At 63.0% G+C, this 18183-nt stretch carries 19 protein-coding genes; 12 read left to right on the forward strand and 7 right to left on the reverse strand.

Annotation, left to right across the window (positions count from 1 at the left end; translation table 11 throughout):
* The first annotated feature begins 206 nt into the window (after positions 1-206).
* From ACP15N_RS14355 to ACP15N_RS14365, 3 genes are read left to right on the forward strand one after another with little or no spacing between them, the layout of a single operon-like run.
* A complete protein-coding gene (locus ACP15N_RS14355; RefSeq protein WP_425093007.1) occupies positions 207-497 on the forward strand; it encodes a hypothetical protein in 291 nt (96 codons plus the stop codon).
* Positions 497-1105 (forward strand): glutathione S-transferase, encoded by a 609-nt coding sequence (locus ACP15N_RS14360; RefSeq protein ID WP_425093208.1) that lies wholly within the window; start codon positions 497-499, stop codon positions 1103-1105. The genes ACP15N_RS14355 and ACP15N_RS14360 overlap by 1 nt, the downstream gene beginning before the upstream one ends.
* Positions 1105-1680: a PQQ-dependent catabolism-associated CXXCW motif protein gene (locus ACP15N_RS14365; protein ID WP_425093008.1), complete on the forward strand. Its 576-nt coding sequence runs from the start codon at positions 1105-1107 to the stop codon at positions 1678-1680. The genes ACP15N_RS14360 and ACP15N_RS14365 overlap by 1 nt, the downstream gene beginning before the upstream one ends.
* Here ACP15N_RS14365 and ACP15N_RS14370 read toward each other — a convergent pair.
* Positions 1677-2618 (reverse strand): quinoprotein relay system zinc metallohydrolase 1, encoded by a 942-nt coding sequence (locus ACP15N_RS14370; protein ID WP_425093009.1) that lies wholly within the window; start codon positions 2616-2618, stop codon positions 1677-1679. The two genes, ACP15N_RS14365 and ACP15N_RS14370, sit on opposite strands and share 4 nt — an antisense overlap.
* A complete protein-coding gene (locus tag ACP15N_RS14375; protein WP_425093010.1) occupies positions 2618-3406 on the reverse strand; it encodes a quinoprotein dehydrogenase-associated SoxYZ-like carrier in 789 nt (262 codons plus the stop codon). The genes ACP15N_RS14370 and ACP15N_RS14375 overlap by 1 nt, the downstream gene beginning before the upstream one ends.
* A gap of 416 nt (positions 3407-3822) precedes the next feature.
* Between ACP15N_RS14375 and petA the strand changes: the two genes are divergently transcribed.
* The 6 genes from petA (at position 3823) to ACP15N_RS14405 (ending at position 9812) form a co-directional block, all read left to right on the forward strand.
* On the forward strand, positions 3823-4398 hold the full coding sequence (gene petA, locus ACP15N_RS14380; RefSeq protein ID WP_425093011.1) for a ubiquinol-cytochrome c reductase iron-sulfur subunit: 576 nt from the start codon (positions 3823-3825) through the stop codon (positions 4396-4398).
* Between the two features lie 15 nt (positions 4399-4413).
* Positions 4414-5763 carry a cytochrome b gene (locus ACP15N_RS14385; RefSeq protein ID WP_425093012.1) on the forward strand — a complete coding sequence of 450 codons (1350 nt, stop codon included), beginning with the start codon at positions 4414-4416 and terminating at the stop codon, positions 5761-5763.
* Positions 5764-5787: 24 nt separating this feature from the next.
* Complete coding sequence (locus ACP15N_RS14390) at positions 5788-6582, forward strand: cytochrome c1 (RefSeq protein WP_425093013.1); 795 nt, start codon at positions 5788-5790, stop codon at positions 6580-6582.
* Positions 6583-6734: 152 nt separating this feature from the next.
* A complete protein-coding gene (gene aroC, locus ACP15N_RS14395; protein ID WP_425093014.1) occupies positions 6735-7838 on the forward strand; it encodes a chorismate synthase in 1104 nt (367 codons plus the stop codon).
* A 125-nt stretch (positions 7839-7963) separates the two neighbouring features.
* Positions 7964-8656 (forward strand): Crp/Fnr family transcriptional regulator, encoded by a 693-nt coding sequence (locus ACP15N_RS14400; protein ID WP_425093015.1) that lies wholly within the window; start codon positions 7964-7966, stop codon positions 8654-8656.
* Positions 8657-8708: 52 nt separating this feature from the next.
* A complete protein-coding gene (locus ACP15N_RS14405) occupies positions 8709-9812 on the forward strand; it encodes a CaiB/BaiF CoA transferase family protein (protein ID WP_425093016.1) in 1104 nt (367 codons plus the stop codon).
* On the opposite strand, the gene ACP15N_RS14410 is transcribed toward ACP15N_RS14405, so the two are convergent.
* From ACP15N_RS14410 to ACP15N_RS14430, 5 genes are read right to left on the reverse strand one after another with little or no spacing between them, the layout of a single operon-like run.
* The gene (locus ACP15N_RS14410; RefSeq protein WP_425093017.1) at positions 9809-11032 is read right to left on the reverse strand and encodes a Coenzyme F420 hydrogenase/dehydrogenase, beta subunit C-terminal domain; all 1224 of its coding nucleotides are present in this window, start codon (positions 11030-11032) and stop codon (positions 9809-9811) included. The genes ACP15N_RS14405 and ACP15N_RS14410 overlap by 4 nt on opposite strands.
* Before the next feature lie 50 nt (positions 11033-11082).
* The gene (locus ACP15N_RS14415; protein WP_425093018.1) at positions 11083-11847 is read right to left on the reverse strand and encodes a peptidase; all 765 of its coding nucleotides are present in this window, start codon (positions 11845-11847) and stop codon (positions 11083-11085) included.
* Positions 11848-11884: 37 nt separating this feature from the next.
* Positions 11885-12727 carry a transglutaminase family protein gene (locus tag ACP15N_RS14420; protein ID WP_425093019.1) on the reverse strand — a complete coding sequence of 281 codons (843 nt, stop codon included), beginning with the start codon at positions 12725-12727 and terminating at the stop codon, positions 11885-11887.
* Positions 12720-13661 (reverse strand): alpha-E domain-containing protein, encoded by a 942-nt coding sequence (locus tag ACP15N_RS14425; RefSeq protein WP_425093020.1) that lies wholly within the window; start codon positions 13659-13661, stop codon positions 12720-12722. The genes ACP15N_RS14420 and ACP15N_RS14425 overlap by 8 nt, the downstream gene beginning before the upstream one ends.
* Before the next feature lie 2 nt (positions 13662-13663).
* Entirely contained in the window at positions 13664-15091 is a 1428-nt protein-coding gene (locus ACP15N_RS14430; protein ID WP_425093021.1) for a circularly permuted type 2 ATP-grasp protein, read from the reverse strand.
* A gap of 174 nt (positions 15092-15265) precedes the next feature.
* Here ACP15N_RS14430 and ACP15N_RS14435 point away from each other — a divergent pair, with 174 nt between their 5' ends.
* The 3 genes from ACP15N_RS14435 (at position 15266) to ACP15N_RS14445 (ending at position 18090) form a co-directional block, all read left to right on the forward strand.
* Positions 15266-16318, forward strand: coding sequence for a glycosyltransferase family 4 protein (locus tag ACP15N_RS14435; RefSeq protein ID WP_425093022.1), 1053 nt, complete (start codon positions 15266-15268; stop codon positions 16316-16318).
* A 77-nt stretch (positions 16319-16395) separates the two neighbouring features.
* Positions 16396-17418 (forward strand): aspartate-semialdehyde dehydrogenase, encoded by a 1023-nt coding sequence (locus ACP15N_RS14440; RefSeq protein ID WP_425093023.1) that lies wholly within the window; start codon positions 16396-16398, stop codon positions 17416-17418.
* Positions 17419-17436: 18 nt separating this feature from the next.
* Positions 17437-18090, forward strand: a complete 654-nt coding sequence (locus ACP15N_RS14445) for a hypothetical protein (protein ID WP_425093024.1) — start codon at positions 17437-17439, stop codon at positions 18088-18090.
* Positions 18091-18183 lie beyond the last annotated feature (93 nt).

Below are 18183 nucleotides of genomic sequence, written 5' to 3' on the forward strand. Positions count from 1 at the left end.
GATGATGTACCCGTCGGTGTGGTCAGCCACGGTCGCCCCCTCGGCAAAATCCTGACAAGGAAACACAGGTTTCCAAGTGCGGGTCAACTAGGGCCACTCCGCGCGCGGGTGTCAAGCAGTCGACGCACTGCCGAAATCGCCAAGATTGGATTTCCCGCTTAACAGCGACGTTCCGGCTCCCTACATTGACGGGAGGAGGATCAAACATGGCTATCCCCATTCTGCCCATTGCGGGCGCAGTTCTGAAATACGGCCCCGTTGCGGCCGCCAGCCTCGCCGCACTGGCCTATATGCGGGCGCAACCCGCGCACGCGGATGAACGGGCCGAAGACCTGCTGGATGAGGTGGACGAGGGGCTCAATGCCACCCGGTCACACGAGGGTCGGCAACTCAATACCCGCGCCCGCACGCGCCGGGTGATCCGCGTCGGCTCCAAGGGGCCGGGGGTCGAGGTGGACGCAGCCTTTCTCGGACGGGTACGGATGCGCCGCGTATGATGCAACTGCTGGGCTCCCCGGCCTCTCCGTTCGTGCGAAAGGTGCGCGTTCTGCTCGCCGAGACGGGCCATGAAGACGAAGTGCAGATGGTTGGCGTGGTCGCTGCTGCCATCGGGCCTGTGGACGAGGCGCTGCTCGCGGCAAACCCTTTGGGCAAACTTCCAACGCTGCTGCGCGAAGATGGTCCTGCAATCTATGACAGCAGGGTGATCTGCCGCTATCTGGATGAAAAGTTCGGCCTCGATGCCTATCCGACCCACAGCAAATACGAGATGCTGACGCTCGAGGCGACGGCGGATGCGATCATGGATGCCGGTGTCGCGATGGTGTACGAGCGCCGACTGCGCCCCGCAGAGATCGTGTTTGAAGACTATATCGAAGGGCAGTGGCGCAAGATCGACCGCGCGCTTGACGCGGTGGAGGCCCGTTGGATGAGCCACCTGTCCGGCCCGGTGGACATGAGCCACATCGCCATGGGCTGCGCGCTCGGCTACCTCGATTTCCGCCACGCGGATCGGGACTGGCGCACCGGACGCCCCACTTTGGCGGCGTGGGCCGAGGGCTTTGCGGACCGCCCGTCCATGGTCGAGACGGCGCCCGAGGGCTGATGCTGCTGCGTGCGGTGTTGCTGTGCGCGTTTGCGCTGCCCGCCTCAGCGGAACCCTATGCCAGCATCCAGGACCGCCGCCCGGACCTTTTTCATCCAGAAACCGGCTACCGCATTGCACGGCAGCGCGCGCCCACGCCCGAGGATATTCCCGCACCCGCGCAGCTTGTCGATGCAGCAGAGGCCCGCGCATTGATCGAAGCAGGCGCGCTGGCGCTGGATGTCTATGGTGCCAGCTACTCACGATTTGACGAACTGGACGGGACGTGGCTTGTGTCCGAACAGCGGCTCAGCCTGCCGGGCGCGCTCTGGCTGCCCGAGACGGGGCGCGGCACGCTCAACGAGACGATGGAAAGCTACCTCCGCACGAATCTCGCCAAGGCGACGGCTGGCAACCGCGATCACCCTCTGGTGGTCTTTTGCATCGCAGATTGCTGGATGAGCTGGAACGCAGCGCAGCGCCTGTCCAACCTCGGCTACACACAGGTCTACTGGTATCGGCTCGGGACAGACGGTTGGCGCGATGAAGGGTGGGCGCTTGTGCCGATCGACCCGGTGCCCGTCACCGTGGACTAGTTCGCGCGCGGCAGAACCTCGCGCTCGATCCCCGGGAACAGATGCGCGACCGACCGCTCGAACTCCTGCGGCTGCGCGCCCATGGCCGCGTATTCCGCGGGCAGCGGGGCTTGCATGATCTCCACCATGTCCAGACCCGTTGCGGCCGCCGTGCGCAACGTGTCGTCCAGCCAAAGCAGGTATGCGCGTGTTTGTGCGAGTGCCGCGCCAGTGCGGTCCAGCGGGCCGTGGCCGGGCAGAATGGATGCGGCTTGTGCCTGCTCCAGCGTACCAAGCGCTTCCTGCCAGACCGCCAGATCGGCGTGGGGCGTGGTCGGCGCGCGGTCATGGAAAACCAGATCGCCGGTGATCAGCGTGCCCGTCTGACTGTCGAGCAGCGCCAGATCGGCCGTGGTGTGGCCCGCAAGCGGAAGCGTGGTGAAGCTGCGCCCGTCCAGGACCACGCCCCCGCCCATCAACACGTTGCGCGGGATAACGGGCTCTGTCCCGCGCATCCAGTCGCCCAGAAGCCGGTACATGTTGTCGGCAAACGCGTCCGCGTCGGCCTGCATGGCCGAAATCGTCTCGCCGAGCGCGTAGAGGGGGACATCCGCGAAGACCTGGTTACCGAAGAAATGGTCCGGGTGGTGATGCGTGTTCACAACTGCCGACACACCGCGAAAATCCAGCCCCTCGACCACCGCCTTCAACGCCTCGCCATAACGCAGCGACGACCCGGTATCGACGACGATGATGCCGGTGTCGCCCTGGACCAGCGCGATGTTCACGATGGCGCCGCCGTTTTCCATCGAGAAGTAGTCGCGCACGCCCTCGATCATCCACACCCCGTCGCCCACGGCCACAGGTGTCAGGTCGTAGGTCAGGGGGCGCGCGGCCTGAGCCGGGCGCACGAGTGCAGCGGCGCTCAGAAGCGCCAGCGCCTGCCGTCTGCTGGGCATCAGTGCGTCTCGGAGGTGGTCAAGGTGCCCTTGATCCGGTTGCCGTTGTTGTCGCGCCCGGCCACGTGCAGGACGTTCGGCGTTGCGTCGTCCTCGAAATAGAACGTGAAGGCCGGGTCCTCGTTCACCGGTTCGTACAGGTCCATGTGCGCGACCTGCGTGCCCGCGTCATCGGTCAGGGCAAGTCCTTCGATGATGAAAACCGGAATATCCCCGGCCAGCCCGGTATCCATCGGGTGGTCCACGATCATGCGCGCCCGGTCGGACCCTGCGAAGATCCGGCCGTGCATTTCGCCAAGCCGATCATACCAGTCGGCATTTGCATAAGCGACCGCAGGCGCGCTGCACCCGCCGCCCGCCGCATCGATATAGGTGGACCCGACATGCCAGACGCCATCCTCTGTCTGCACCGAGGCGCGGATCGCCGTGCCTTGATCCACCTTGAACCGCAGCGAGATTTTCGGGGCCGCGGTGTCGGGGTAATAGGTCATGATATGCGGGATCGGACCGTAATCAGCCGAAATCACCATCTTGACCACCTTTTGATCCAGCGCCGTGGCATCGACCAGCAAGGGTACGTTCACCGTGTCTTCGGCGACCTTGGGGGCATGCAGGACGACGCGGTCGTCGAACTGAATTGCCTCCGGGTCGTCCAGAAGATGCTTTTGATGGTAGCTCCACATGCCCGACTTCATCGGGTCTTCCAGCGGGACGCGTACCTCGTCGATCGCAAAGGCAGGGCCGGCCAACAGGCCAAGCAGGGCAAACGTGGATACAAAACGGCTCATGGGTCCCTCCGCAGCGTGTGCCGACCCGTCCTCGGACCGGCGCTTTGATCCGTGTATCAAATTTGCGGTCCGAACGCTACGAAACGAAGGTCTCAGACCCGCTAACGTCCGCGTGAGTATCTTGTATTTCAGAATCAGCTTGAATGGCAGCCGATTCCCTGAAAAGACGCGCGCCAGCATCGGGCGAGAGGGGGTCCCGGGGGTGCCGCACTGCGGCATGACGTCTTGCGCAACGCCGTTAGCGATAGCAACCCGGCGTTTTGACCTGTAATGGCCAAGCTGCGACAAAACTGCGCTCCTATGTCCCCTCGACGGGTGTCGACCCGCGCCTATAACCACCCATGAGTTGGGCCGCGCTATGGTGTGGCCCTCCGTCATTCAGGCGCCATCCCGCGCCCCCGAGAAGGAGAAACCACGTGTCCCACGCAGAAGACCACGAAGGCTCGCGGCGCGACTTTCTGTACTACGCGACCGCCGGGGCAGGCGCCGTTACCGCGGGCGCTGCAATCTGGCCGATGATCAACCAGATGAACCCGTCCGCTGATGTGCAGGCGCTGTCCTCGATCCAGGTGGACGTCGGCGGCGTCGCCGAAGGCACGCAGATTTCGGTCATGTTCCTCGGCAAGCCCGTGTTCATCCGGCTCCGCACGCCAACAGAAATCGACGAGGCGCGTGCTGTTTCGCTCGACGAGCTTCCCGACCAAAGCGCGCGCAACGCCAATGACGAGGCCGCGGATGCGCTGGATGAGAACCGCTCTTTTGGCGAGAACGGCGAATGGCTGATCATGCAGGGCGTGTGTACGCACCTCGGCTGCGTGCCGCTGAACGATGCCGGTGATTTCGTGGGCTCCGGCGGTGTCGGTGGCTGGTTCTGCCCCTGCCACGGCTCTCACTACGACACGTCCGGCCGCATCCGTCGCGGCCCCGCGCCCGAGAACCTGCCGGTTCCGATGGTGCAGTTCATCGACGAAACAACAATTCAACTCGGTTAAGGGAGAAGAATAGACATGTCTGGCATCCCGCACGACCATTACGAGCCGAAGACCGGCGGAGAGAAGTGGATTCACTCTCGTCTGCCGATCGTCGGTTTGATGTACGACACCATCATGATCCCCACCCCCAAGAACCTCAACTGGATGTGGATCTGGGGTATCGTGCTGACCTTCTGCCTCGTGTTGCAGATCGTCACCGGCATCATTCTCGTGATGCACTACACCCCGCACGTGGATCTTGCCTTCGCCTCCGTAGAGCACATCATGCGCAACGTGAATGGCGGCCACATGATCCGGTACCTGCACATGAACGGCGCGTCGTTGTTCTTCGTTGCAGTCTATCTGCACATTTTCCGCGGCCTCTACTACGGGTCCTACAAGGCCCCGCGCGAGATCACATGGATCATCGGCATGCTCATCTACCTGATGATGATGGGCACGGCGTTCATGGGCTACGTTCTGCCCTGGGGTCAGATGTCCTTCTGGGGCGCGACCGTGATCACCGGCCTCTTCGGCGCCATCCCGTTCGTGGGTGACGCGCTGCAGACATGGCTGCTGGGCGGACCGGCTGTGGACAACGCCACGCTGACGCGCTTCTTCTCGCTGCACTACCTGCTGCCCTTCGTGATTGCGGGCCTCGTGATCGTGCATATCTGGGCCTTCCACACCACGGGCAACAACAACCCGACGGGTGTCGAAGTGCGCCGCACCTCGAAGGAAGAAGCCGAACGTGACACGCTGCCGTTCTGGCCCTACTTCGTGATGAAGGACCTGTTCGCGCTGGCCGTGATCATGGTGGTATTCTTCGCCATCGTGGGCTTCATGCCGAACTACCTCGGCCACCCCGATAACTACATCGAGGCGAACCCGCTGGTCACGCCGGCGCACATCGTGCCCGAATGGTACTTCTTGCCGTTCTACGCGATCCTGCGCGCCTTTGACGACACGGTCTGGGTCGTCCAGCTGGCAGGCTTCCTGACAGGTGGCATCATCGATGCGAAGTTCTTCGGCGTGCTGGCCATGTTCGGGTCCATCGCGGTAATGGCTGTCGTGCCGTGGCTTGACACATCTTCCGTGCGGTCGGGCCGCTACCGTCCGATGTTCAAGGCATGGTTCTGGGTGTTTGTGGTGAACTTCTTCGTCCTGATGTGGGTCGGTGCAATGCCTGCCGAAGGCATCTATCCGATCATCGCCCTGATCGGTTCGGCCTACTGGTTCGCGTATTTTCTGATCATCCTCCCGCTTCTGGGTGTGATCGAGAAACCGCTGCCGCAGCCTGCCACCATCGAAGACGACTTCAAAGCCCATTACGGCAAGGCGGACTCCGCCGACGGGTCGGCCACCGCGCCGACGCCGGCCGAATAACCGGGCGAGAGAGAGGATCACACAATGATCAAACAACTCGCAATCGCAGCCACGGCGCTCTCCCTGTCCGGGGGGGCTGTCCTGGCCGCTGGCGGTGCGGGAGAGGTCGAAGACTACGCCTTCTCGTTCGAAGGCCCCTTCGGCACCTACGACACGATGCAACTTCAGCGTGGCCTTCAGGTCTACACCGAGGTCTGCGCAGCCTGCCATGGTCTGAAGCATGTCGCGTTCCGCAACCTGTCCGACGCAGGCGGCCCGGAACTGCCTGTGGACCAGATGCGCGCCTACGCTGAATTCTACGAAGTGTTCGACGAAGAACTGGATGACTTCCGTCCAGCCGGACCGACCGACCACTTCCCGGAATCCTCGCTTGAGAACGCACCGGACCTCAGCCTCATGGCGAAGGGACGCGCAGGCTTCTCCGGACCCTATGGCACCGGGATCAGCCAGCTGTTCAATGGCATGGGTGGCGCAGAATACATCGCTTCGCTGCTGGTCAAGTACACCGGCTCCGAAAAGGAAGAGGCGGGTACCGTACTCTACGGCAATGATGCCTACGGCGGATACTTTGCCATGGCACAACCGCTTTGGGGCGACGATGTCGAGTACCAGGACGGGACCGAAGCCACGATCGAACAGCAGGCCAAAGACGTCGCGGCCTTCCTGATGTGGACCGCTGAGCCCAAACTGAATGCGCGCAAGGAAGCTGGCTTTACCGCCGTGGCGTTTCTTGTGGTGCTGTCGGTCCTCTTGTACCTGACCAACAAGCGCATCTGGGCGCCGGTCAAGCGCAAGGTCAAAGGCCAGCCCGCAGAGTAATCTGCATCGCCTGTACCAGATCGAAACGCGCTCCGGATCCGGGGCGCGTTTTTTTCGTTGCGATCCGCCCGGGGCACACGCGGGCTTGAGGCCGCACCGCTTGACGGCTAGACCAAGCGCGCGCCCGTTCGCGCCCTCGTATCGGAGATCCCATGTCGCTTAACAGTTTTGGTCACTTGTTCCGCGTCACCACCTGGGGCGAAAGCCACGGGCCCGCGCTCGGGGCCACGGTGGATGGCTGCCCGCCCGGCGTGCCGGTGACGGCACAGGCGTTGCAGCACTGGCTGGACCAACGCAAGCCCGGTCAGAACAAGTATACCACTCAGCGCCGCGAGGCCGACGCGGTGGAGATCCTGTCCGGCGTGTTCGAAGGTCTCAGCACCGGCACCCCGATCCAGCTGATGATCCGCAACACCGACCAGCGCTCCAAGGATTACGGCGATATCGCCGAGAAATTCCGCCCCGGACATGCGGACATCACGTACTGGCAGAAATACGGTATCCGGGACTATCGAGGTGGGGGGCGGTCCAGCGCGCGTGAGACTGCTGCGCGTGTGGCTGCGGGCGGCGTTGCGCGCGCGGCTTTGGGGGTTTTGGCACCGGGGCTGAAGATTACCGGCTACATGACCCGCATGGGCACGCACGGCATAGACCGCGCCCGGTTCGACTGGGACGAGATCGCGCGCAACCCATTCTGGACGCCCGACCCGCAGGCGGCTCAGGACTGGGCCGAATACCTGGACGGTCTGCGCAAGTCCGGCAGTTCCGTCGGTGCCGTGATCGAGGTTGTCGCGCGGGGGGTGCCTGCGGGGCTTGGCGCGCCGATCTACGGCAAGCTCGACACCGACCTCGCCGCCGCGATGATGTCCATCAACGCCGTCAAGGGCGTGGAGATTGGCGAGGGCATGGCCGCAGCGGAACTGACGGGCGAGGCCAACGCCGACGAGATCTCAATGGGGCCCGACGGACCGGAATACAGCTCCAACCACGCGGGCGGCATTCTGGGCGGGATTTCGACCGGCCAGGATGTGGTCGTCCGGTTTGCGGTCAAACCGACCTCCTCGATCCTTCAAACGCGCAAAACGATTACCAAATCGGGTGATGCGGCCGAGATCATCACCAAGGGCCGCCATGACCCTTGCGTTGGTATTCGGGCTGTTCCGGTGGGCGAAGCGATGATGGCATGCGTGCTCCTCGACCACGTTTTGCTGCATCGCGGCCAAATCGGCGACGGTCCGCGCGGCAATATCGGATAATCAGTTACATAAGGGCCGCACACGACAAAAGTCTATAGTGCGGTGCGGGTTTTGTTGACTCAGGTCAAGGCGCATTTTGCAGGTGCAGCATTAGTCTGTCTCACGTGAAAACGAAGGGAAAGACGATGGGCCCAACCGTCGAGGAAACTGCAATCCGAAGTCTGCTGGCCGACAGCGGCTGGTCGCAACTGCCACAAGCCTGTCTCGAAGACGTTCTTGCAGCAGGTACGATCGTGCAACTGGCCCAAGACGATGTCTTGCCCGGGCGCGTCGCGATCGTGCTGCAAGGCGTGATCGGCGCCTTTCGGGGCGATGACCTTGCGCAAGCTGCCGTGACGGCCCTGTATTTCCCCCGCGATCTGATCGAGTTGGATGACTTGCCGGATGACGGGGTGGACATGCTCGTTGCGATGCGTCCTGCGCAGGTGCTCAGCCTGCCCGCATCCGCGTTGCATGCCGCAATGCACAAACACGCGCCGCTCGCACAGGAGGTTCTGACCCGCGTCAAGCGACAGGCCCACGACCTGCGGGAGCATGTCGCCGAACTCACGGGCAAGGCGCCCGAGCATCGGCTTGCCTCTTTCCTGATCTGGGTATCCGAAGTGACCGATCCGACCGGCGATCAATTGAGTTTCGAACTGCCGATGCGCCGCTACGACATGGCCCGCTATCTTGGGATGCAGCCTGAGACGCTCAGCCGCAAGATCAAGGCGCTGCTGGCGACGGGCGCGATTTCGTTGCGCACACCCAGCAACATGGTGATCGAGGATCGCGAAGCCCTTGTCAGTCTCGCCCGTTCGGCGCGCCGCGCCGCCTGAGCCCGGTTGCAACCGCCGGTCGCCGCGCTAGGCTGCGCTGCGGGGGGATGGCATGACACCATTGGAAGGACTGAAAGTCGTCGACATGGCGCGCATTCTTGCGGGGCCCTGGATCGGTCAGGCACTTGCGGACCTTGGGGCGGACGTGACCAAGATCGAAAGCCCGCAGGGCGACGACACACGACACTGGGGCCCGCCCTTCATCGAACGGGACGGGGATCGCTCAGCGGCCTACTTCTACGCCGCCAACCGTGGCAAGCGCAGCGTGATCGCCGATTTGCGTACCGAAGCCGGACAGCAGATCGTACGTGATCTGGTTGCAGGGGCCGATATCCTGATCGAGAATTTCAAGGTTGGCGGGCTTGCGAAATACGGCCTCGATTATGCCAGTCTCAGCGCGCTCAATCCCCGGCTGATCTATTGCTCTGTTACCGGGTTCGGGCAGGACGGCCCCTACGCGGATCGTGCGGGCTATGACTTTCTGTTGCAGGGCATGTCGGGGCTGATGTCCATCACCGGGGAACCTGACGGCATGCCCCAGAAATACGGCGTGGCGGTTACGGATCTCGCCACCGGGCTCTACGGCGCCGTGGGTATTCTGGCGGCGGTCGAACAGCGCCACCGCACCGGGCGCGGGCAATACATCGACATGTCGCTGCTGGACTGCGCGACAGCCTTGCTGGCCAATCAGGCGATGAACTATTTCGCCACCGGCACCGCGCCCACGCGCCACGGCAATGCACACATGAACATCGTCCCCTATCAGGTGTTCGAGACCGCCGATGGCCACATCATCATCACGGCGGGCAATGACGGGCAGTACGCGCGCCTGTGCGGTGTGCTGGGCATCGCCGTCGCGCCCGAGCACGCCACCAACCAGCAACGGGTGGAGGACCGCGCCGTTCTGGTCCCGCAACTTGCCCACCTGATCCGCACCTGGGCCTCGGCGGACCTGCTGGCCGCGCTGGAGGCTGCGACCGTGCCCGCAGGGCCGATCAACACGATCGATCAGGTTTTCGACGATCCCCAGATCAAGGCGCGCGGCCTTCAGATCGCGCCCGAAGACGTGCAGGGCGTGCGGGGCCCGTGGAAATTCTCGGACGCGCAGCTTGCGTTGGACCGCACAGCGCCGATCCTTCCGAAAGAGGGGCGCTAACGCTCCCCGTCCTGCGGGGTCAGGTCATAGGGTTCCGCCAGCTTCCAGACATGGTCGGGCACCATCGTGCGCATGCGTTTGGGTTTCTCGCGGCGCAGATGCAGAATTGTCTCGACCGCCTTCATCTCCACCCGGGCGCGGGCAAACTCCAGACCGCGTGGCCCGATCTTCGGCATCAGCCACGCCACGATCCCGCGCGCCCAGTCGGGCATCTTGCGCAAGGGAAGCCCCCCGGCGGCCCGCGCGGTGTTGGCGGCAAACCCCTTGACGGATCCGGCACGCTTGCCCGCACTACCGGGGTCAGACAGCGTCACCTCATCCTTGATCCGGTCCAGAATTTCCGCGCCACGCGCATTGCGCACGATCAGCCATTGCGCGCCAGTCCCCGCCATGTATCCCACGGTGATATCCGCCAGCGCATTGGTGTAATCCACACACGTACGGCAGGTCAGCGGAAAGAAATCGCGCGGCAGGTCCGACAAAGGCAGTTTCAGGAACGGCACCTCGCGCACGGTCCCGTCGTCAAAGCGCATCTCAACATGATAGTCGGCGCGAAACTCCAGATAGGACACGGTGTCCGGTGCATCGGTCAGGCGGCTCAGGAAGCCGTGAAAATTCTCGGTCGTGGTGTTGTCCGAACAGGGCGTCCCGATCACGTACAGCCGCTCCAGCCCCAGCTCTGCCTCGATCGCGCGCAGGGCGTAGACCTGACAGGGGATGCCGATCACCGCGATACGTTTGTGACCGGCGGCCTGTGCCGGTTCAAGCGCGGCCAGTAGCGGCGCGTACCCCATGCGCATGCCGCGCACATCAGCCATCCGCGCCGGGTCGGTGACGATCACCGGGCGCGGGCGCCAACGGTCCTGCGCGTCGGGCCCCATGCACAAGACCGCGTCTACCGCGCCATCCTCCAGCAGCTTCTGCGCGAGCCGTGTGGTGATCCCGGTCCATTGCGCCCCGGGCGCGGGCGGGGTCAGTGCGGCGCGGTACATGGCACGGTAGGGGCCGAAAAAGCGCTCATCCCCCCGCGTGATGTCGCGCGCGCGCCCATGTATACGGGTCTCTGCCGCCGGGTAATCGGGCTGGATGAACTGACAGGCTACGCCACACGATCCGGCCCGCGCGGTGCGCGACAACCCGCAATCCGTGCACATGTTGCGCTCAGCCGCCGGCGCGACGGATGGAACGACAAAGCCGGCGTCATGGGAGTGATCGAGCATGCGGGTACCTGTGGTCTGTCACACCACGATGATCCGTCCCCGGCAAACTGTCAAGACAAGTTGACAGTCTCGCTGTCGGAGGGCGCGCGCTTGTAATCCGGCAGGCTGAGGAACGCGGTTTTCAGTGCCTCGCCCCAGCCGTTGGAAATCAGTTCGAAATACGGGTCTCCGCGCTCGATCCGGGCGGCGTAGCCAAGTTCCAGCGCATCGGTTTCGATCACCTGCAGGTCGATCGGCAGATCCACCGACAGGTTGGCCTTGATTGTCGAATCGAAACTCACCAGCAGAAGCTTGATCGCGTCTTCGAAAGACATGGCCGGATCATAGGCGCGCAGAATGATCGGGCGGCCATACTTGGTCTCGCCGATCTGGAAGAACGGGGTGTCATCACTGGCCTCGACGAAATTGCCCTCGGGATAGACCAGAAACAGGCGCGGCTCGCCCCCGGCGATCTGGCCGCCGACGATCATCGTGGCGTTGAACGCGCTGTCTGCCGTCGCGCCGGTGTTGGCGTTCGCCTGGATAACCTCGCGCAGCGTGTCGCCGACAAGCCGGGCGACCTGGAACATCGACGGGGCCTCGAAAATCGACGGGGCGCGGTCGCCCGGCGCTTTCATCCGCTCGTCCAGCAGGCTGATCACCGATTGCGTGGTTGCCAGGTTTCCCGCCGTCATCACCGTGATGGCGCGTTCGCCGGGTTTTTCCCACGACATCATCTTGCGAAAGGTGGAAATGTTGTCGACCCCGGCATTGGTGCGCGTGTCCGACATAAACAGGATGCCCCGGTTCATCCGAAGCCCGACGCAGTACGTCATGTTTTCTCACGCCCCTCTGGTGGCTTTGAGACCGCCTTCACCCGGTCTGTGACTGAGTCTGTATCGACCCTGCCGTCTGAACCTGCAACGTGACTTTTAGGTCTTCTTTTGCCGATCCCAGACGCATGCCGGAAATGGGCGCGGCTTGCGCATAGTCAAGACCGGTGGCCACTCGCACATAGCGTGCATCGGGCGATTGCGCGTTGGCGATGTCGAACCCGACCCACCCCAGCCCGTCCACATGCGCCTCCGCCCACGCATGGGTGGCGTCCTGATCCACGCGGTCTTCCATCATCAGGTACCCCGAGACGTAGCGCGCCGGAACGCCAAGCGCGCGCGCGGCGGTCACAAAAATATGGGCGTGGTCCTGACAGACGCCCTGACCGGTCGTGATCGCCTCTTCGGCAGTGGTGCCGGAATGGGTCTCTCCGGGGGTATAGGCCACCTCGGACAGGATATGCGCGGACAAACGGTGCAACTGGTCCAGCACGGTCCCGCTTGTGTCGAACCCCTTCAGAAGTCGCCGCGTTGCCGGGCCAGCGGCGGTCAATTCGGTGCCGCGCAGAAACATCCACAGCGGCATGTACCCGCTGTGCTGGCCCACCACGCCGGACGTGTCGGTCACTTCCACCTCGCCTTCGCAGTGGATCAGGATTTCCGTTGCGCCACCGTCGAAACTGATCAGGTTCACGTGATTCATGTGAGCGTCATCGAATGTCACCTGCGCCGTCGCGCCTTCGAGCGTGACCGCCCAGGATTTCACCTGCTGCGTTTCGCGCGACTTTGGTGTCAGCCGCAACTGTTGCAAGGCATAGGGCACCGGTTCGTCGTAGTGATAAGACGTCCGGTGCGTGATCTTGAGGTTCAGAGTTTCAGCCATAGAAACGGTAATCCTGCTCAATCTGTTGCCCCAGCATGGCATTGAAGCGGAGGAAATCCTGGATGAATTCGTGCAAACCGCCTTCGAACACCATGTCGATGGAACTGGCGCGCATCCGGGTGCACATGGCTTCCGCCGTATCATGGCAGGGCAAGTTCGTGCCGTACTGCTCCTTGAGGTAGCCGAGATTGTCGTTCATCTTGCTGGCGCAGAATTTCAGCGACCGCGGCAGGCGCCCGTCGAGGATCAGAAACTCCGCGATCTCGGATGGGCCGATATCCGGGCCATAGGTGTGGCGGTATGCGCTTTCGGCAGAGACCGAGCGCAGGATCGTCTCCCACTGCACATTGTCCAGCGATGACCCAACAAAATGCGCCGATGGCAGCAGCACGTAGTATTTGACATCGAGGATGCGCGCGGTGTTGTCCGCGCGTTCGATGAAGGTGCCGATCCGGGCAAAGTCATAAATGTCGTTGCGCAGCATCGTGCCGTGCAACGCCCCCCGCACGAGGGCGGATCGCTGCCGGATGGTGCCCAGAACGTTCGGCAGGTCGCGATCAGGGATGCGGCGCGCCAGAACCTCCTTGAACACCAGAAAGCACTCGTTCACGGCCTCCCACACCTCGCGGGTCAGGGCGGTGCGCACCAGCCTGGCGTTGTCCCGTGCGGTGCTGATCACCGACAATACCGAAGAGGGGTTGTCGCGGTCACGCAGCAGGAAATCGACCACGTCGGGACCGTTATGCGCGTCGTATTTGGCGTCAAACCCCGCCCGGACCCCGGACGTCGCCAGCACGGAAGTCCACTCATTGCTGGAGGATGCGCCCCGTGTCAGCGCGATCCGGTGGCCTGCATCGACAAGCCGGGCCGTGTTCTCGGCGCGTTCCAGATACCGAAACATCCAGAACAGGCCACCTGCGGTTTTTCCCAACATGCTCAGTCCTCCAGCACCCAGGTGTCCTTGGTGCCGCCGCCCTGACTGGAATTGACGACCAGCGATCCCTTTTTCAGCGCCACGCGGGTCAGACCCCCGGGCGCAATGTGGATCTTCTTGGGCGAGACCAGAACAAAGGGCCGCAGATCGACGTGGCGCGGGGCCAGTCCGGCCTTGGTAAAGATTGGCACCGTGGACAGGCTCAGCGTGGGCTGGGCGATGTAATTGTCCGGCTTGGCGATCAGCTTGTCGCGGAAGGCCGCGATCTCCTTCTTGCTGGCGGCAGGGCCCACAAGCATGCCGTAGCCGCCTGACCCGTGCACCTCCTTCACGACCAACTCGGACAGATTGTCCAGGACATAGGCCAACGCCTCTGCCTCGTTGCACCGGTACGTCGGCACGTTTTTCAGGATCGCAGGCTCGCCGGTGTAGAACTCGACGATTTCCGGCATGTAGGAATAGATCGCCTTGTCATCGGCGATGCCTGTCCCCGGCGCATTGGCAATGGTGATCCCGCCCGCGCGGTAGACATCGAGGATTCCGGGCACGCCCAGCAAGCTGTCTGGGCGGAAGTTCAGCGGGTCGAGGTAATCGTCATCGACCCGACGATAGAGCACATCGATTGGCGTGTAGCCTTCGGTCGTGCGCATCGCGACGCGCCCGTCGATCACGCGCAGGTCATGGCCTTCGACCAGATCGCCGCCCATCTGGTCGGCCAGAAACGCGTGCTCGTAATACGCCGAATTATGAATTCCTGGCGTCAGCACCCCCACCACCGGGCGCCCGGTGCACGCAGGCGGTATGCAATCGGTCAGGGACCGACGCAGGTTCTGGGGGTAATCGCTGACCGACCGCACCCGGTTTGCGCTGAAAAGCTCCGGGAACATCTGAAGCATCGTCTCCCGGTTCTCCAGCATGTAGGACACGCCGGACGGGGTGCGCGCATTGTCTTCCAGCACATAGAAGTCATCCTCGCCGGTGCGCACCAGATCGGTGCCGACGATATGGGTATAGACCCCACCCGGCGGGCTCACCCCGATCATCTCGGGGATGAAGGCATCGTTGTTGGCGATCATCTCGGCGGGCAGGCGGCCTGCGCGGATGATCTCCTGCCGGTGGTAGATATCATGCAGGAACGCGTTGATCGCGCGCACGCGCTGCTCAATCCCACGCTCCAGCTTGGCCCATTCGCGGCCAGAGATGATGCGCGGCACGATGTCGAACGGGATCAGCCGTTCATTCGCCTCCTCGCGCCCGTAGACGTTGAACGTGATACCGGTCAGCCGGAACACGTCCTCTGCCTCGCGCGCTTTCTTGCGCAGCCGGGCCGTGTCTTCGGATGAAAACCATTGATTGAACTGGTGATACGGAGCGCGGGGATCCGAGCCGCCCCGCCCCATCATTTCGTCAAAATAGGTATCGTCTCCCATGGGATGACGCTAACGCCTTTTAACTAACTTGCAATAGGCAGGCCAAAGCCCGTCGGATGGGAATGGCTCCACAGGCGTGTCGATTAGTTTGTAGGCGAAGCGCCTGTTTATTACGCACCCGAAGCGCGCGAGATCGCGTTTGCGTGCCGTTCCGCGATGGCATAGGCACACGGCATGTCGGATGATCTGCCCCTGTCGGACCTTGCGGTTCTCGCCCCCAACCTGAAACGGCGCCTGTCCGGCGTAACCTCCACGATTGTGCGACTCGTGCCCATTCAGGCAGACCAGATCGGCATCCGTGCGACCGGTCCGGGCCTGCCTGCGGACGTGCCGCAATTTCCCCTGGCGCGGTGCTTTTCCCTGCCGCGTGATCGCTGGCGGGTCTGGCACGCACGGCGCAACACGGAAATGGCGCTGGGCCTGATCCTGCGTCGGGTCTTTCGGCGCAAATTCAAACTCTTGTTCACCTCCGCTGCGCAACGCCACCACACCGGGTTCACCAAGCACCTGATCGGACAGATGGACGCGGTGATCGCCACCACCAGCAAGGCCGCGTCCTATCTGGACCGTCCGGCGACCGTGATCATGCACGGGGTGGATACGCAGGTTTTTCAACCGGCCGAGGATCGCACCGTGCTGAAATCACGGCTTGGGCTGGGCGAGGGGCCCCTGATCGGCTGCTTCGGCCGTATCCGTCACCAGAAGGGCACCGATGTTCTGATCGATGCGCTCTGCGAGGTGCTGCCAGAGATACCGCAGGCACAGGCGGTCATTCTTGGGCGGGCCTTGCCCAAGGAGCAGGACTTTCTGGACGCCCTCAAGACGCAAGTGTCCGAGGCCGGCCTGTCCGACCGCATCCACTTCAAGGGCGAGGTGCCGTGGGATCAGGTCGTTGCGCATTACAAGGCGTTGGACCTCTATATCGCGCCACAACGCTGGGAGGGGTTCGGCCTTACCCCGCTGGAGGCGATGGCGTGCGGGGTGCCGGTTCTGGCCACCCCTGTCGGAGCGTTTGACGAGATCATCATGCCGGGTCAGACCGGGGACATTCTGCCCATTGCGGATGTCTCGGCTCTCGAAAGCGCGATGCGGGAGTGGTTGGGCGACCCGGACGCTCTGTCTGCCGCGCGCCCGCGATGCCGTGCCCACGTCACCGAGAATTACGCGATCGAAGGGGAAGCCGCGCGCATCATCGCCGTCTACCGCGAGCTTTTGGCCACGCCTTGAGTCCCGCGACGCCGCGCCTCTTCCCACCGGGCGTGGCTTCCGCTATCAGCGCCTCGTTAACCTGAGGAGACCCGAAAATGGGCTACAGAGTCGTCGTCGCAGGCGCCACGGGCAACGTGGGCCGCGAAATGCTAAACATCCTGGCCGAGCGCCAGTTTCCGGTGGATGAAATTGCCGTGTTGGCCAGCCGCAAGTCGCTGGGCACGGAAGTCACCTTTGGCGAGACGACCCTGAAAACCCAGGACCTGGACACGTTCGATTTCGCGGGCTGGGACATGGCGCTTTTTGCGATCGGCTCTGACGCCACGAAGAAGTACGCGCCCAAAGCCGCTAAGGTCGGCTGCGTGGTGATCGATAACTCCTCGCTCTATCGCTACGACCCCGACATCCCGCTCGTCGTGCCGGAGGTGAACCCCGAAGCCGTCGAGGATTACAAGAAAAAGGGCATCATCGCGAACCCGAACTGCTCCACCGCGCAGATGGTCGTGGCGCTCAAGCCGCTGCATGACCGGGCGCGGATCAAGCGGGTGGTGGTCAGCACCTATCAATCGGTGTCTGGCGCCGGCAAGCAGGGTATGGACGAGCTCTGGGATCAGACCAAGGCCGTCTACAATCCGACGGATGATCTCAAGGTCAACAAGTTCCAGAAGCAGATCGCCTTCAACGTGATCCCGCATATCGACGTTTTCCTTGATGACGGGTCAACGAAGGAAGAATGGAAGATGGTCGCCGAGACCAAGAAGATCGTCGACCCCAAGATCAAGGTCACCGCGACATGCGTGCGCGTACCGGTTTTTGTCGGCCATTCCGAGGCGATCAACATCGAGTTCGAAGACTTCATTGACGAAGACGAGGTCCGGGATATCCTTCGGGAAGCGCCGGGGATCATGGTCGTCGATAAGCGCGAAGATGGTGGGTATATCACGCCGGTGGAGTGTGTAGGGGACTTTGCGACGTTTATCAGCCGCATCCGTCAGGACAGCACGATCGACAACGGGATCAACCTGTGGTGCGTGTCTGACAACCTGCGCAAGGGTGCCGCGCTGAATGCCGTGCAAATCGCCGAAACACTGGGCAACCGGGTGCTGAAGAAAGCCTGATCGGGCAAGGGGGCGGAAGTGAAGCGTATCGTGTGGCGGGCCCTGTGCGGGCTGTCGTTTTCTGTGTGTGTAGCGGCTGCCGCCCCGGCATTTTCGGATACGCCTTCCCCGGCCCCCGAGGCCGTGGTCGTTTCGGATCCCGTCACGGACTCGGTGCGGCCCAACGGTCTGACCTATTACGCGTCCGTGTTTGCCGGAAACATCACCGATCAGGATTTCCACGAGATCCTGATCGAGCCCTGGGAGACCGATTTTCTGGACAGTCACATGGTCGGCGTTGCGCTCGGGTTTGAACGTCCGACCCGCTGGTCACGCGTCGATCTGGGCGGCGAGGTGCAGCTGGTCAAATGGTTCGGGGATCAGGATCACTGGGAATTCAACGTCATGCCGGTCGTCGGACGCTACCGGTTTGACGGGTCCGCCTGGCTCTTGCGCAGCCTGTCCTTCGGGCTTGGGTTCAGCTATGCCTCCGAAGTGCCCGTGGAAGAGGTAATCGACGACGGCGAAAGCAACCGGTTCATGATCTACTGGGCAGCGGAGGCCGAGTTTGGGCGCACCGATTCCAAATACACGCCCTTCATCAAGCTTCATCACCGGTCCAACGCCTTCGGACTGGTGGAAGAAGACGCAGGCTCCAACACGCTTGCTTTGGGTCTGCGCCGTCGGTTCTGACCCGTCGCCTGGCCAGTCATACAGCCGTTACATTTCGCCGACACGCTGTCAGCACCCCCGGTATTGGTCCGCTATGGCCGCGTGCCTCACGCG

Source organism: Tropicimonas sp. S265A (genome assembly GCF_049800835.1).
GTDB lineage: Bacteria > Pseudomonadota > Alphaproteobacteria > Rhodobacterales > Rhodobacteraceae > Dinoroseobacter.